Annotated in this window: 16 protein-coding genes; 2 read left to right on the top strand and 14 right to left on the bottom strand. The window is 54.2% G+C overall.

The window, feature by feature from the left end; translation table 11 throughout:
• Positions 1-48: 48 nt before the first annotated feature.
• The 9 genes from TH19_RS01075 to TH19_RS01035 all read right to left on the bottom strand — a co-directional run bounded on the left by TH19_RS01075 (position 49) and on the right by TH19_RS01035 (position 8,738).
• Positions 49-519 (bottom strand): helix-turn-helix domain-containing protein, encoded by a 471-nt coding sequence (locus TH19_RS01075; RefSeq protein ID WP_114100756.1) that lies wholly within the window; start codon positions 517-519, stop codon positions 49-51.
• 111 nt (positions 520-630) lie between these two features.
• Positions 631-2,208: an apolipoprotein N-acyltransferase gene (gene lnt / locus TH19_RS01070; RefSeq protein WP_114100468.1), complete on the bottom strand. Its 1,578-nt coding sequence runs from the start codon at positions 2,206-2,208 to the stop codon at positions 631-633.
• On the bottom strand, positions 2,201-3,142 hold the full coding sequence (locus TH19_RS01065; protein ID WP_114100755.1) for a hemolysin family protein: 942 nt from the start codon (positions 3,140-3,142) through the stop codon (positions 2,201-2,203). The genes lnt and TH19_RS01065 overlap by 8 nt, the downstream gene beginning before the upstream one ends.
• Before the next feature lie 78 nt (positions 3,143-3,220).
• Positions 3,221-3,811 carry an rRNA maturation RNase YbeY gene (gene ybeY / locus TH19_RS01060; RefSeq protein ID WP_114100754.1) on the bottom strand — a complete coding sequence of 197 codons (591 nt, stop codon included), beginning with the start codon at positions 3,809-3,811 and terminating at the stop codon, positions 3,221-3,223.
• The gene (locus TH19_RS01055; protein WP_114100467.1) at positions 3,795-4,898 is read right to left on the bottom strand and encodes a PhoH family protein; all 1,104 of its coding nucleotides are present in this window, start codon (positions 4,896-4,898) and stop codon (positions 3,795-3,797) included. Before TH19_RS01055 ends, ybeY begins: the two co-directional genes overlap by 17 nt.
• Positions 4,895-6,286 carry a tRNA (N6-isopentenyl adenosine(37)-C2)-methylthiotransferase MiaB gene (gene miaB, locus TH19_RS01050; protein ID WP_114100466.1) on the bottom strand — a complete coding sequence of 464 codons (1,392 nt, stop codon included), beginning with the start codon at positions 6,284-6,286 and terminating at the stop codon, positions 4,895-4,897. Before miaB ends, TH19_RS01055 begins: the two co-directional genes overlap by 4 nt.
• Before the next feature lie 170 nt (positions 6,287-6,456).
• The gene (locus TH19_RS01045; RefSeq protein ID WP_114100465.1) at positions 6,457-7,362 is read right to left on the bottom strand and encodes a lysophospholipid acyltransferase family protein; all 906 of its coding nucleotides are present in this window, start codon (positions 7,360-7,362) and stop codon (positions 6,457-6,459) included.
• Positions 7,359-8,153 carry a GNAT family N-acetyltransferase gene (locus TH19_RS01040; protein WP_114100753.1) on the bottom strand — a complete coding sequence of 265 codons (795 nt, stop codon included), beginning with the start codon at positions 8,151-8,153 and terminating at the stop codon, positions 7,359-7,361. Before TH19_RS01040 ends, TH19_RS01045 begins: the two co-directional genes overlap by 4 nt.
• Positions 8,154-8,315: 162 nt before the next feature.
• Positions 8,316-8,738, bottom strand: a complete 423-nt coding sequence (locus tag TH19_RS01035) for a Fur family transcriptional regulator (RefSeq protein ID WP_114100464.1) — start codon at positions 8,736-8,738, stop codon at positions 8,316-8,318.
• A gap of 254 nt (positions 8,739-8,992) precedes the next feature.
• Between TH19_RS01035 and TH19_RS01030 the strand changes: the two genes are divergently transcribed.
• Positions 8,993-9,238 (top strand): sulfurtransferase TusA family protein, encoded by a 246-nt coding sequence (locus TH19_RS01030; protein WP_114100463.1) that lies wholly within the window; start codon positions 8,993-8,995, stop codon positions 9,236-9,238.
• A gap of 147 nt (positions 9,239-9,385) precedes the next feature.
• Here TH19_RS01030 and TH19_RS01025 read toward each other — a convergent pair whose 3' ends face one another.
• Positions 9,386-9,916: a GNAT family N-acetyltransferase gene (locus TH19_RS01025; protein WP_114100462.1), complete on the bottom strand. Its 531-nt coding sequence runs from the start codon at positions 9,914-9,916 to the stop codon at positions 9,386-9,388.
• On the bottom strand, positions 9,916-10,686 hold the full coding sequence (tsaB, locus tag TH19_RS01020; RefSeq protein WP_258547770.1) for a tRNA (adenosine(37)-N6)-threonylcarbamoyltransferase complex dimerization subunit type 1 TsaB: 771 nt from the start codon (positions 10,684-10,686) through the stop codon (positions 9,916-9,918). The genes TH19_RS01025 and tsaB overlap by 1 nt, the downstream gene beginning before the upstream one ends.
• Positions 10,687-10,732: 46 nt before the next feature.
• Here tsaB and ddpX point away from each other — a divergent pair, with 46 nt between their 5' ends.
• Positions 10,733-11,293: a D-alanyl-D-alanine dipeptidase gene (gene ddpX / locus TH19_RS01015; protein ID WP_114100460.1), complete on the top strand. Its 561-nt coding sequence runs from the start codon at positions 10,733-10,735 to the stop codon at positions 11,291-11,293.
• A 123-nt stretch (positions 11,294-11,416) separates the two neighbouring features.
• Here the strand turns inward: ddpX and TH19_RS01010 are convergent, their stop codons facing one another.
• From TH19_RS01010 to TH19_RS01000, 3 genes are read right to left on the bottom strand one after another with little or no spacing between them, the layout of a single operon-like run.
• On the bottom strand, positions 11,417-12,496 hold the full coding sequence (locus TH19_RS01010; protein WP_114100752.1) for an ABC transporter ATP-binding protein: 1,080 nt from the start codon (positions 12,494-12,496) through the stop codon (positions 11,417-11,419).
• A gap of 5 nt (positions 12,497-12,501) precedes the next feature.
• Complete coding sequence (locus TH19_RS01005; RefSeq protein ID WP_258547769.1) at positions 12,502-13,359, bottom strand: carbohydrate ABC transporter permease; 858 nt, start codon at positions 13,357-13,359, stop codon at positions 12,502-12,504.
• On the bottom strand, positions 13,359-14,315 hold the full coding sequence (locus TH19_RS01000; protein ID WP_258547768.1) for a carbohydrate ABC transporter permease: 957 nt from the start codon (positions 14,313-14,315) through the stop codon (positions 13,359-13,361). The genes TH19_RS01005 and TH19_RS01000 overlap by 1 nt, the downstream gene beginning before the upstream one ends.
• Positions 14,316-14,377: the final 62 nt, after the last annotated feature.

The following is a 14,377-nucleotide window of genomic DNA, read 5'->3' as shown; positions in this document are numbered from 1 at the left end:
CCCGTAACTCCACGAGATGCGCCTGATATCAATGACCAGAAAACAGGGTTATTTCTGGTCTGCGTCGCCAGACTGCAAAGCCCCCATGGACTTGACCAGCTCGAAGATTTTCTTGCGCTGGTTGGGATCGGTAATCCGATAGTACGCGCGCACCAGCTCAAGCGTTTCGCGACGGTTCATCGGATCATTGTCGAACGGGTCGGGACTTTCCGACATTTCACGGCGTTCATGAACCGATTTCGCCGAAATTTCGTCAGGCATATCGTCAAAGAAAAACGATACCGGCACTTCAAGCACACGCGATAGGTCATAAAGCCGCGATGCACCAACACGGTTTGCACCGCGTTCGTATTTCTGAACCTGCTGGAAAGTCAGACCGATTGCTTCCCCCAGCTTTTCCTGGCTCATGCCAAGCAGGGTACGGCGCAGACGAACACGTGCGCCAACATGAATATCGACAGGATTTGGTTTGCCACTGGCAGTCCGGCCTCGACCGCGACCACGGGTGTTTTTTACCATCGCGCTTTCATCCTTGGGCGACATTGGGTTGTTCCTTCTCTCACTCCGAACGCCCCGCCCTTATATTTAGATGAAACAATCTCTGGACGGTTCAGTTCATTTAACAGCCGCCTAAAGGGATTTTTTAACTCGATTATATCCCATAACGAGAACGGCGAAGAAGGTAACAATACCGTAAAATAGAATATTACGCCACAAATAATATACGGTGGTATGGTTTTTATTACTCGAAAGGGGGTGAGCCATCACACCACTTGCACTTAAGGGCAGGTCGGCCAGTTTACGCCCGTACGAGTCGAAGAAAACCGATACTCCCGTATAGGCTGCCCGAACGAGGGGTAATCCTTCTTCCACGGCACGAAAACGGGCAGCCGCCAAATGCTGATATGGGCCCGCACTGTGCCCAAACCAACCGTCATTGGTCACATTTAATAACCAGTCCGGTCGATTTTCAGGATCGACCACGGCACCCGGGAAAATCACTTCATAGCAAATCAACGGAGAGAAACTGGGCATATTCCCCACCGAAAGGGTTTGGGGGCCCGGTCCGGCCGAGAAATCCGTACGACCTTCGGTCAATTTGGGAAATGGCAGGATCGAACGGAACGGCACATATTCACCAAACGGCACCAAATGAAACTTGTCGAAGCTGGCAATGATATCGCCATTTGCATCAATTACCTGAATGGAATTCCAGACCTTGTATTCATCGGTGTCACGCGGATAGGTCCGTGGCGCACCGGTGATCAGAATATCATCCGGCCCAAGCATTTCAGCCATCTGCATCCGCGCGGTTGGCTGAGTTTCCACAAAAAAAGTCGCCGCTGTTTCCGGCCAGATCACAATGCGCTTCTGGGCCGGATTCATGCCCGCAGGACGGCGGGACATTTCCACCAGTTTGGTAAAATGTTCGCGCTGCAATTCCGGACGCCATTTGTCGCGCTGTGCGATATTTGGCTGCACCACCTGAACAACCGGCACATCCGGTGACAGATCGGAAATTGCTACTTCCGTATCCTCGGGCCCGGCAATCGACAGACGCAAAGCACCGCCCCCCCAAAGCAAGGCAGCAATCAATATCCCGCCAACTGCAACAAGCTTGCCTTTGTTTCCGCCAATTACCGCGGCTGGCAAGGTCGCAAACAGCGCCGTGATGAATGAAAGCCCATAAACCCCAACGACCGAGGCAAACTGCATCGGGGCGGCATCAATGGCCCAGATATGCGCCAGAAGGTTCCAGGGAAACCCGGTCAGGATATGCCCGCGCACAAACTCTGCCACCGCCCAGAAAACGGCCATCAGGACTGCACGACGCACCAGACCATCGGTCAAACGCCAAGTGGCCCAGACAGCCAGCATCGGGAAAATCGCAAGTCCGCCCCCCAACCCCAAAAGGGCGAAGGGGATCATCCAGCCATAAATTTCCGGCTGCACCAGAAACGCGTGACTGACCCAATAGAACCCGGCGGCAAAATGACCCGTCCCAAACCACCAACCGGCCGATAACGCACCCTTGTTGCAACGAACGCCCTGAAGGCTCCAGAGCAGGATGGCAAAGCTGATCGGCAAAACCGGGATCAAAAAGAAAGGCGGCAGCGCCAAAACCGCAACCGCCCCGGAGAACAACCAGACAAAACGCCTGCGCCAGCCTGAAAGCTCGCCCAGACGTGTCGCCATCGCATTAATCATCCGTTTTTTCCTGATCTTTTGTTTGTTCGATCACGTCTTGCGTATCACGGCGCACCATATGAATGCGCAATCTGCGAATACGTCTTGGATCGGCATCAAGCACTTCGAACTGAATACCGCTTGGATGTTCGATCAGCTCGCCACGCGCCGGAACGCGCCCGGCAAGCGAGAAGACAAGCCCGCCAAGCGTATCGATATCCTCGTCTTCATCTTCATCAAGCAGACTGAAGGAGAGTTTTTCTTCAAGGTCTTCGACCTCGAACCGGGCATCCGCGATATAGCACCCATCCGAAAGCCGGATCAGTTTTGGCGTCTGGTCAATGTCATGTTCGTCATCGATCTCACCAACGATTTCCTCGACCAGATCTTCGATGGTGATCAAACCGTCAATACCGCCAAACTCGTCAACCACCAGCGCCATATGCGTCCGTGAAAGGCGCATTTCCGACAGAAGATCCAGAACCCGGATTGCCGGTGATACAAAAAGAACCCGGCGCAAAAGCGCCTGAAGGCTGAATTCACGTCCTGCCGCAACACAGCCCAGCACGTCCTTGATGTGCACCATCCCGGCAATGTCATCAAGCGTATCGCCATAGACCGGCAGGCGTGAATGGGCCTTCTTGACCATGACCTCAACCAGGGCATCAAGTTCGATGGTTTTGGCCACAGCCACAATATCGGCCCGCGGGATCATGACGTCTTCTGCCGTCATGTCACGCAGGGCAATGATGTTTTCAAACAGGGAACGTTCGTGCAGCGAAACCGGCTCGTCGTCTTCTTCGGTGCGTTCTGCGAGTTCTTCGAGCGTATCGGAAAGCGAGGCCTCGCCATTGCGCGACTTGCCACGCCTGAACCCAAGAGCCGAGGCCACATTATCCCATAAGGAGCCGGACTCGGCTTCCTGATTTGCATCCTCGCCGGTGCGAGGGCGCATACTGTCGTGGTCGTCGTCGCGTTGACTTATGTCGTTCATGGGTCGGTTTCGACATCCTTTAAAACAAAAAACTTCCGGCTAGACCGGCTCGTCTTCAATCGGCTCATAAGGATCATCGATCCCGAGCCCGGCAAGAATTTGCCGTTCAAGTTCTTCCATCTCTTCGGCTTCATCATCAACCATATGATCGTAGCCGACAAGATGCAGCGTGCCATGAACTGCAAGATGAACAAGATGATTTTTCAGGGATTTATTCTGCTCGACCGCTTCACGCGAACAGGTTTCACGCGCAATGACGATATCCCCAAGCATAAGCGGCATGTCGGGCGCCATCATAAAGGCATCCGCATCATCCGCACTTTCAAGGGCAGCAAAGGACAGAACATTGGTCGGCTTGTCCTTGTCGCGATAATCGCGATTAAGGATACGCACCGATGCGTCATCAGACAGACGCACCCCAACCTCGATCACCGGGGCAACCGACAAAAGGGATGCTCCATCCCCTTCATCTGGCGTGCCATCGGTCGGCTGGGCGTCGTCATCCCAAAGCGCACCGTCGGCAAGAGCACCATCAAGGGCAGCAATAACGGCTGCTTCAATCGCCTCGATCTCGGCCTGTTGCCAGTCGCCTGCTTCGACCTCCAGATCCAGATCAAGCGGTGCCGTCATGATCCGCATCCTTGTGCGCGACATCCTTTTCGCCGCGATAGCCCTTTTTCAGCCGGTCGCGCAGCGCATCCGCCGCGTCATAGGCCTGAACGATTTTGGTCACCAGATGATGGCGCACAACGTCACGCTGATCAAACTTGATCGTCGCCACACCTTTGACATCACCAATGGTTTCAAGCGCATCACGCAGCCCCGACTTCGTGCCATCGGGCAAGTCGATCTGGGTCAAGTCGCCGGTCACCACCATGCGCGATCCTTCACCCAAACGGGTCAGGAACATTTTCATCTGCATCGGAGTGGTGTTCTGGGCTTCGTCAAGAATGACAAAAGCATGTGCAAGCGTACGGCCACGCATGAAGGCCAGCGGTGCGACTTCGATCTCGCCACTTTCCATGCGCTTGATCACAACATCGCCCGGAAGGGTATCATGAAGCGCATCATAAAGCGGGCGCAAATAGGGATCGACCTTGTCCTTGAGATCACCAGGCAGGAAGCCAAGCCGTTCGCCGGCCTCAACCGCGGGACGCGACAAAATGATACGATCAACCTGACCCAGAATAAAGGCCTGAACCGCCATCGCCACCGCAAGATAGGTTTTACCCGTACCGGCCGGACCAATGCCAAAGATCAGTTCGTTATCAAGAATCGCCTCGACATAGTCTTTCTGGCGCTTTGAACGCGGCGAAATACGGCGCTTCTTGGTCTGGATGGTCAGGCGCGACCCGCCAAACATTTCCTTGGTCTGACCGTTCCAGGGATCGGTATCATCGGGCTCGGACAGGCGAATGGCACCGTCTACCGTTTCGACATCGATATGATCAATTTCCTTGTCACGCAGACGGGCATAAAGCTGCGACAGAACCTTTTTGGCTTGGGCAACCTTGGCCGGTTCCCCTGCCAGCGTCACGACAAGTCCGCGGCTTGAAACCTGAACGCCGGTCCGTTCAGAAAGACGCGTCAGATTTTCCGCCTGCGGACCATAAAGCAGCTGGGCCAGCGCGTTATCCTGAAACTCGATCTTATCGGAATCCTTGGGGGCGTGTTTTACTTTTGTCGCTGTCTTGTTCTTTGTCGGGGTGCCGCTCACGCAACGTTCCTTTCCGATTTCTGGTCGTTCTTGGTGGCATCGACCAGTTCGCCGCCAAGGGAATTAGGCAGCGCTTCCGTAATTTTCAACCGCACAATTGAGCCCAGCGCCGTTTCCGGCAAGCCAGACACATGAACCGGCTGCATATAAGGGCTTTTGCCAACCAGCTGGCCTTCGTATTTACCGCGACGTTCAAGCAGAACATCCATTTCCTTGCCAACAGAGTTGCGGTTAAACGCAAGCTGCTGTTCGGCCAGAAGCACCTGAAGACGCATGATCCGTTCGGTTTTGACTTTTTCAGGCACCTGCATTTCCATTGCCGATGCCGGAGTTCCCGGGCGCGGGCTGTATTTGAAGCTGAACGCCTGAATGAAAGTGATATCGCGCACGATATCCATCGTATCTTCGAAATCCTTGTCCGATTCACCGGGGAAACCGACAATAAAGTCCGATGACAATGCCAGATCCGGACACGCATCCTTAAGCCGTTTGGCAATTTCGCGGTAATCGGCGTTGGTATGCTTGCGGTTCATTGCCTGCAAAACGCGGTCGCCACCGGCCTGAACCGGCAAATGCAGGAACGGCATCAGCTTTTTGATATCCCGGTGTGCCGAAATCAGATCATCATCGACATCGCGCGGATGGGACGTGGTGTAACGAATGCGATCCAGACCATCAATCTCGGCCAGTTCGCGCAACAAACGTCCAAGTGTCCATTCGCCGCCATTCGGTGCTTCGCCGTGATAGGCATTCACATTCTGACCAAGCAGGGTCAGTTCACGCGTACCATGCGCAACAAGCTGCCTGGCTTCGCGGATCACATCCGCGCCCGGGCGCGAATATTCTGCCCCGCGGGTATAGGGCACCACGCAGAAAGTACAGAATTTGTCGCAGCCTTCCTGAATGGCCAGAAAAGCGGAATACCCCTGACTTGAAACCTGCTGTGGCAGATGATCGAATTTTTCCTCGGCCGGAAAATCGGTATCGATGATGCGATTGCGCCCGATTGCACGGTTGGCGCGTGCCACCATTTCCGGCAGGCGATGATAGGTCTGCGGGCCAAACACCATATCAACCATCGGTTCGCGCTTCATCAGCTCGGCCCCTTCGGCCTGCGCGACACAGCCCGCAACGGCAACAATCATCTTTTCGCCGCCATTGGCTTCCTTGGCTTCCTTGTGCTTGCGCACACGCCCCAGATCGGAAAACACTTTTTCGGCAGCTTTTTCGCGAATGTGACAGGTATTGAGGATCACCATATCGGCCCCCTCGGCACTGTCGACCGACTGGTAACCCAGTGGCGCCAGAACATCCTGCATACGCTGACTGTCATAAACATTCATCTGACAGCCATAGGTTTTTACAAAAAGTTTCTTCGGTTCAGTCACGTAAGATCCGTTTCGCTCTCTCAAAACGCCGAAAAGCGGTGTGAATGGGTCACACCGCGCTTGAGTTCCGCATCATAAGGCAACCGGAACTTTCGGACATCTCGTTATCTGAATTTCCGGTCAGGTGAAACCCAATTCCACATCAACCGGTGCATTATACGGCAAAATGATCAGGAGCCGAACTGCCGATCTGGACCAAACAGTCGAAAATCTTCTGAAATGATCGCCAGTGGCGAACAACCAATCAGATCACCCGACAAGCCAGAGTCTATCAACTGAACCGGCACACCCTGATGTACGCCACGCAACGCTGCCTGATGTCCTTCGGCAACACGTGCCTCGCATATCCGGGCAAGGTCCTTACGCGATCCTGCTGCATCGGCCAACGTTACCGGCGCATGGACCACGATTTCAACCGTCACCTTGCCAAGCGCGAGAAACTGCCACAAATGCGGAACCAAGTCCATATCCCCGTACCAGGAATAGAAGGCCCGTAAATCCCGGCCAATCGGCGCCCCGTCCAAACGGGTTGCCGCAATCGAAATCGGCTGGAACCTGACGGCTTTCCCGTCCGGCATCGCTTGTTCGGCCGAGGCAAACAGGGTTGATTTGAACGGCAGGATCCGGTTGCCGTTATTGCTTGTACCTTCGGGGAACAGGATCAGCTTGTCGCCATTTTGCAACCGACCGGCAAGCTGTTCATTCTGTTCACGCGATCGGGTGACGCGACGCTCGATAAATGTGGTGCGCGAAAGTTTGGCAAGCAAACCGAAAACCGGCCACTCAGCGACTTCGGTCTTGGCGATAAAACTGCCATGGGTCAGGGCACCCAGAACCGGGATATCAAGATAGGACGCATGGTTGGCGACAATCACACCCGGACCATCCATCAGATCAACGCCCGAAACCCGGATTTCAATATGAAGGATCCGCAGACACAGCGCGTGATAAAAGCGCGGTAATTCATCGGCCAGACGCAACTTGCAGGCAAGTGCCACCAATTGCACAGGCAACAACAGAAGCGTCAAAATCACAAAAGCTGTCAGCCGGATAGCGGCACACACATAGCAGTTCACGATACCCTCGCGGTCCGTTCGTAATGCTTGTAATAGCGATCAGTTACCTTCTCGGTCGGCAACACGATGCAGATATCTGTGGTGTTGAACTGATGATCGACCACCGCACCATCACCAACAAAGCCCCCCAAACGCAGATAGCCTTTGATCAGCGGCGGCAAATCGCGAAGCGCCTGACGATGATCAATGCCGTCAATCTCGGCGCGCATCATCGTTTCATAGCGATCCTCGACCGCACGCGGACGCATGTCTTCGGGGGCAAGATGATTGTGATGAAGGTAAGTCAGAACATCCTTGAAGGCATCCGGGTCGGTGCCATGGAAGGATGCACAGCCAAACATCAGCTTGATGTCGTATTTGAACACATAGGCTGCAATCCCCTGCCAAAGCAGTTGCAGGGTCGGCATGGTGCGGTAATCGGCTTCGACACAGGAACGGCCAAGCTCCATGATCTCGCCGGTTTCTTTCACCGCATTGAGCATGGATTCGATATGATATTCATCTGCGCTGTAAAAGCCGCCATGTTCGTTGGCAACCGACTGGCGCAACAGGCGATAGGTACCAACAACCGCATCCGCACCGGCACCCCGATTATAATCAAGCACAAGAAGATGGTCGCACAGCGGATCATAGTGATCGAAGTCGCGTTTCTCGGCAGCCATTTCGGCGGTCGGCTTGGCACCGCGCTCTTCGTAAAACACCTTGTAACGGAGTTTCTGGCTGGCGAGAATTTCGTCCTCGGTTTCCGCTAGGCGGACTTCAAGGCGCTGAGCCGGTCGTTCGTCGCGCATGACAATACCCTTTTGTTCATCTGCCCGGATTTTGCGCGCGATTTGCGTTAAGGGCGAGTGAAGGGTTTGTGAAGAACGCGTAACGAAAATATGAAGGCCACCTGCACAAATGCGCAAGTGGCCTCAAATCAGGTCAATAAAGAACGCGGTTGAAAACCGGTCTTATTTCTCGTCTTTCAAAGGAACGCCATAAAGTTCAAGACGATGACCGACCAGTTTATAGCCAAGCTCTCTGGCGATCTCTTCCTGAAGCTTTTCGATTTTCTCGTTGGAAAACTCGATCACATCGCCCGAACGCATATCGATCAGGTGATCATGATGCTCTTCGGTCAGTTCTTCGTAACGGGCGCGGCCGTCACCAAAGTCATGTTTCTCGAGAATATCCGCCTCTTCGAAAAGGCGAACCGTACGATACACGGTTGCGATCGAAATCTTGGGATCGATATCGGTTGCCCGACGATAGACCAGCTCCACATCCGGGTGATCTTCGGACTCTGACAGCACACGGGCGATAACCCGGCGTTGACCTGTCATTTTAAGGCCCGCGTCGACGCATTTTTGCTCGATGGTTGATTCTGCAAGCATTGTCTTGTCTCGTTTCCGGTTCCGGTTCCGCCTGTCCCCAGCCAGGACTAACCCCTAGGCTCTCTACTCTCTGTGGCTAAATATTGAAAAATCCGCCACATATCGCAAGGTTGAATTCGCGATAAATTCGTCATTACGTGATCACCCGCGCCAAAGCACTTGTAATCACTGAAAATCGGCACTTTGTTTTAACCCCTTGCCACCTGTGCACAAGGGCGCTACTTCACAGTTGCGCACCACGGCAGGAGACACAAATGGCCATCACCCCCCCGGACCACAAAATAGACATCACATCTGATGTCTGTCCAATGACCTTTGTCCGTACCCGCCTCAAACTTGAAACCATGACACCGGGTCAGGTTCTTGAAGTGACGCTTGGCGCCGGGGAACCGTTGAAAAACGTCCCGCGGTCGGTCACCGAGATGGGCGATGAAGTCATCGAATTGCTCGAGAACGCCGATGCACCGGGAACTTTCCGGTTAACCATCCGCAAGGCATAGATAAACCGCCAGTTCCAATGCAGGCTTACACTACAACAGGTTGATGCATAAAACCACACCCTTTATGTGGATATAACAGATTTAAATGCGTCCAAATTGCGTAATGTCATGGCCACCAAACGAACTTGGTCCCAACTGGATTTGGCGCTAGTCGCCCCAGCCCAGCACACAGGACCCAAGCCCGCGTTCCATCACCAGCGCGTCTACTTCGCGGCCTGATTTGCGGCGATAATATTTCTTGCGCCGACCGATGAACGAAAAGCCGCGCTGACGATAAAGGGCAATGGCAGATTCATTATCCTCGGCGACCTCAAGCAACAACCGCCCGACGCCAGTATCGCCAAGCCGATCAAAAACCGCCGAAAGCAATTTTGTCGCAACCCCGCATTGGCGGGCTTCCCTTGCAACGACGATGGTGTTGATTTCAGCTTCATCCAGAACCGTCTGGATCATAACGAACCCCAAAGGCACATCATCACGGTTTTGCGCCGCATCACCCGGCTCGAATGCCAGAATGCCAAAGGCACCGGGCACATCAAGCAACCGGGTAATCGCATCTTCGTCCCAGTTATCCTCAAACCCCTGTGCATGCAGGGCGGCTGCGACCGGCGCAAAGGCAGCAGTCAGGGCAACCAGTTCAATCTGACGCACAGGATGTTGCGAAGAAGAGGCGGACATTACTTTTTACGCGGCCCCTGATCTTCGATACGCCGCGCATCCGGGGCACGCAAATACATCGGAACCGGGGCAAGATTACTACCATCTTCCCAGCGTTCGGCGGCAATCCGGGCAACATTGCCCGCACGGGGCAAACCCGGTGCCGTGCAATCATAAAACGCATCGGGTGCATGGGCCGCAGCGGTCAAAAGGCGCGGGGTAGCGTCGCCTGCCAAAAGCGTATCCCCCGGCGGCGCCATCATCAGGGCCTGACGCGGGGCAACGCATTCTGGCGTACTTAGCGGACGCTTTTTGCCATCAAAGGCCTGTGCAAAAATCTCGTTTCGCTTGCTATCAAGGGCCACCAAAATATTGCGCCCCTGCTGGTCGCGTTCGGAAACACCATAAGCCACAGCTTCAAGCGAACTGACACCGACCACAGGTATCTTGCGCGCCAGACCAAGGGCGCGTGCGGTTGCAAGCCCGATCCGCATTCCGGTAAAGGCACCTGGCCCGACCGTCACTGCAATACCATCGATATCGTCAAAACTGACTTTGGCCGTCTCAAGACTGCGGGCGATAAAGCCCATCAGATTTTCGGCCTGTCCACGTTCCATATCCTCATAAAGTTCGCCCTTGACCTCGCCATTGATCAGCACCGCCGTCGAAAGCGACGTGGATGCCGTATCAATTGCCAGAATCGTTGGTCCTGATTTCTCGGAACTGCGCGACGATGTTTGCGATGCACTATGATCTGCGCTATCTGATGATCGCGACTGTCCAGTCAGCATCTTCTTTATGTAATCGGTGAACGACAAGAACAGGGAGCCTCCGGCGATGGCGCTGGTCGAAATTACGCCTTCTGAATATGATGTCGAAATTGATATCGTCTATGCCACGGATCGCAATCTCACCGGGGCACCAATTTATACACGACCTGCCTGCTATCTTCACGCGGATGCGGCTGCTTGCCTGAAAAAGGCTGCTGCCATGGCGAAACGCCAAGGGGTAAAGCTGCGCATCCTTGATGCATTTCGGCCCCAGGAAGCACAACGTGCGCTTTGGAACCATTCGCCCAACCCCGATTTCGTCGCCAATCCGGATTTCGGATCGCCACATGGCCGTGGTGTGGCCATTGATCTAACCCTGATTGATCAAAACGGCAAGGAACTGGATATGGGGGCAGGGTTTGACGAAATGCATAGCCGTTCCTATCACGGGTCTGAACTGATCTCCAAGGAGGCAGAAGCAAACCGCTTGCTTCTGCTTGGCATCATGGTCAGTGCTGGGTTCGAATACTATGATCACGAATGGTGGCATTACCAGTTGCCCAAGGCCGCAAGCCGCTATCCCCTGTTTTCCGACAGCGCCCTTGCCGAGCCAATGATGAAACGCTAACCGCCTTTGCAAAACGGCGGAGCAATCATGCCCCGCCGCCGCAAACTGTGATCACTTGATGCAAAAGAGATACAACCCGGGGATCTGTCCTTGCCAAAACCGGTTACGACCCGCTTAGGCAAACTATGCCCGAAGAAGTGCCTGACCATTTTGTGGATCAAACAGCGACATCCGTGCGCCGTCGACCAGAATTCTGGTATCTGCACCTGATCTGAAAATCTGTTCCGGACCACTGCGCGCCGTCAGTTCCGCGCCAGCAACCGCAAGGCGGACATATTGATCCGGTCCAGTGGGTTCTGCCAACAACACACGCGAAGAAATCCCGGTATCGTCAAACAACATATGTTCAGGCCGCGCACCCAGTGTCATTTGCCGTCCGACCAGATCACGCGCCTCGATCGGTACATTGATCAGCGGCAAACAGCCGGCCCCGCTGTCAAACACGATGTCTTCGCCATTTTGCGCCAGCTTGCCATCAACAAAATTCATGGTCGGCGCCCCGACAAAGCTTGCCACAAAGCGGTTTGCCGGTCTGCGATAGACATTTTCAGGTGTATCAACCTGCTGAATGCGGCCCTTATCAAGAACAACAACCTTGGTCGCCAATGTCATCGCCTCAATCTGATCATGCGTAACATAGACAATCGTCCGGCCAAGCCGTTCATGCAGGCGTTTCAACTCGATCCGCATATCTGCGCGCAATTTGGCATCAAGATTTGAAAGCGGTTCGTCAAACAGGAATACAGATGGTTCACGTACCAGTGCACGGCCAATTGCCACACGCTGTTGCTGCCCGCCGGAAAGCTGCGATGGCTTGCGATCCAAAAGAGGGGTGATCTGCAAAAGTTCGCCAACTTCAGCAACCCGTGTTTCGATCTCGTCCTTGGGCATGCCCCGCATTTTCAGACCGAAACCGATATTTCGCCGCACCGACATGGTCGGATAAAGGGCATAGGATTGAAACACCATGGCAATATCACGCTCATCGGGTTCCAAATCCGTAACATCACGCCCATTGATATGAATGGCCCCGCCGGTTGTCGGTTCCAGACCAGCAATCATATTCAGAAGGGTCGATTTGCCACATCCTGACGGGCCAAGCAGCACAAGGAAGTCACCGTCGGCAATTTCAAGATTGATATCTTCCATCACCGTCAGCCCGGCATAGGCCTTGGTTACATTGCGAAGTTCAACGCCGTTCATTCCCGTCATCCTTTCACTGCGCCTGCGGCAATCCCGCGCACAAACAACCGCCCGGAAAGCAGATAAACCGCCAGTGTGGGCAAAGCTGTCAGCATGGTCGCAGCCATATCGACATTGTATTCCTTCTCGCCAAATTGCGATCCGACAAGGTTGTTAAGCGCAACTGTCATCGGCTGTCCCGCCCGCCCGCCAAAGGTCAGGCCCAGAAGGAAATCGTTCCAGATATAGGTAAATTGCAAAATCATGGCGACGCCCAGGATCGGCAGCGAAAGCGGCAACATCACATGCCAGAACAGGGGCCAGAACCCGGCACCGTCGATCCGGGCGGCCTTAAGCAAATCCTGCGGGACCGTCTTGAAGAAGTTACGAAACATCATGGTGGTAAAGGCAACGCCCCAGATCACATGCACAAGAATCAAACCGGGAATAGTGCCAAATATCCCCAGCTCCCGGATCATGATGATCAGGGGATAAAGGGTGACCTGTGGCGGAATAAACATGCCAACCAGAAGGGCTGCGAACATCACATTCGCGCCTTTCATCTTCCAGGCGGCAAGGGAATAGCCGGTGACAGCACCAAGTCCCACCGACAAGAACAGGGCCGGAATAACAATTTTGACCGAGGTCATGAAAGAAGACGAAAGACCACCACATGTATCGCCGAGCGTTTTGGCACAATCACCAAACCACGCCTTTCCCCAAGCCGCAAAACCCGGATCGACGGGCAGGGTAAAGATGCTGCCATTGCGGATTTCATCCATCGATTTCAACGATGTCGAAACCATGATGAAAACCGGCAACAGGATCATGATGGCCGCCACAGACAACAATCCGTAAAGGGCAAGTCGATTGTATCGCATCATCAATGCCCCCGACCGCTGCGTTCTTTTTGCAGCTCGAAATAGATGTAGGGCGCTATCACGGCAATCACGGTGCAAAGCAGGACAAACGCCCCGGCCGCGCCAAGCCCCAGCTCCTGACGGTTCAAAATGTGATCAACTATGAATCGCGCCGGAAGATCTGATGAAAACCCGGGTCCGCCCCCGGTCAGGGCAACAACCAGATCGAAGGCCTTCATGACAATCGCGCTCATCAGGATGAAGACCGTGAAGAACACTGCGCGCATCATCGGGGTAATGATGTGCAAATAGACCCGCCAGACCGGAATGCCGTCAACACGCGCTGCCTTCCAGATATTGGGATCAATATTGCGAAGACCGGCCAGAAACAGCGCCATACACAACCCGACCTGCTGCCAGATCCCGGCAATGGCAAGTGTGTAAATGGACCGGTCCGGTCGCACGATCCAGTTAAATTCAAACCCGGCCCAGCCCAGCGCACGAACCGCTTCCTGAAGCCCAAGCCCCGGATTCATAACCCATTGCCAGATCACGCCGGTCACAATGAACGACATCGAAAGCGGCAACATGAAAACCGTGCGATACAGGCCTTCTGCCTTGACCCCGCGATCTATCAGAATGGCCAGCAAATACCCGAAAACAATGCATCCCCCAATAAACAGAAAGCCGTGAATTGCCAGGTTTCCCATTGCTGTCCACCACCGTTCGTTGGCAAACAGACGGGCATATTGATCAAACCCGGTAAATTTATAAACCGGTAGCAACCGTGATCGCGTCAGTGAGATCACGAATGTCCAGATAATGAACCCGTAGAAACAGAAAATCGTAATCGCCATGGCAGGGATCAGCGCCATTCTGGCGGTCCATTGCGGACGCCAGCGCCGCCTGCCTTCTTGCTGGTTTTCCTGCTGCGTAACAGAACCCTGCAACACACCTTGTGCCGGATCGGTCATCGACATACTCGCTTCTTTGTAAAGGCGCCGCTGTTGCGCATCACGCGACAATCAGCGGCACATCCCTG

Source organism: Thalassospira profundimaris (assembly GCF_003326675.1).
GTDB lineage: Bacteria > Pseudomonadota > Alphaproteobacteria > Rhodospirillales > Thalassospiraceae > Thalassospira > Thalassospira aquimaris.
Note: the sequence above shows the minus strand (reverse complement) of the source record. Positions and strands in the feature narration are given on the sequence as shown.

Excerpts from the sequence above, each read along its gene's own strand:
- TH19_RS01005 (WP_258547769.1), bottom strand. The coding sequence starts at position 13,359 with ATGATGCGATACAATCGACTTGCCCTTTACGGATTGTTGTCTGTGGCG.
- TH19_RS01075 (WP_114100756.1), bottom strand. The coding sequence starts at position 519 with ATGGTAAAAAACACCCGTGGTCGCGGTCGAGGCCGGACTGCCAGTGGC.
- TH19_RS01065 (WP_114100755.1), bottom strand. The coding sequence starts at position 3,142 with ATGCGCCCTCGCACCGGCGAGGATGCAAATCAGGAAGCCGAGTCCGGC.
- TH19_RS01040 (WP_114100753.1), bottom strand. The coding sequence starts at position 8,153 with ATGCGCGACGAACGACCGGCTCAGCGCCTTGAAGTCCGCCTAGCGGAA.
- ybeY (WP_114100754.1), bottom strand. The coding sequence starts at position 3,811 with ATGACGGCACCGCTTGATCTGGATCTGGAGGTCGAAGCAGGCGACTGG.
- TH19_RS01010 (WP_114100752.1), bottom strand. The coding sequence starts at position 12,496 with ATGAACGGCGTTGAACTTCGCAATGTAACCAAGGCCTATGCCGGGCTG.
- TH19_RS01025 (WP_114100462.1), bottom strand. The coding sequence starts at position 9,916 with ATGTCCGCCTCTTCTTCGCAACATCCTGTGCGTCAGATTGAACTGGTT.
- TH19_RS01035 (WP_114100464.1), bottom strand. The coding sequence starts at position 8,738 with ATGCTTGCAGAATCAACCATCGAGCAAAAATGCGTCGACGCGGGCCTT.
- lnt (WP_114100468.1), bottom strand. The coding sequence starts at position 2,208 with ATGATTAATGCGATGGCGACACGTCTGGGCGAGCTTTCAGGCTGGCGC.
- ddpX (WP_114100460.1), top strand. The coding sequence starts at position 10,733 with ATGGCGCTGGTCGAAATTACGCCTTCTGAATATGATGTCGAAATTGAT.
- TH19_RS01000 (WP_258547768.1), bottom strand. The coding sequence starts at position 14,315 with ATGTCGATGACCGATCCGGCACAAGGTGTGTTGCAGGGTTCTGTTACG.
- TH19_RS01030 (WP_114100463.1), top strand. The coding sequence starts at position 8,993 with ATGGCCATCACCCCCCCGGACCACAAAATAGACATCACATCTGATGTC.
- tsaB (WP_258547770.1), bottom strand. The coding sequence starts at position 10,686 with ATGCTGACTGGACAGTCGCGATCATCAGATAGCGCAGATCATAGTGCA.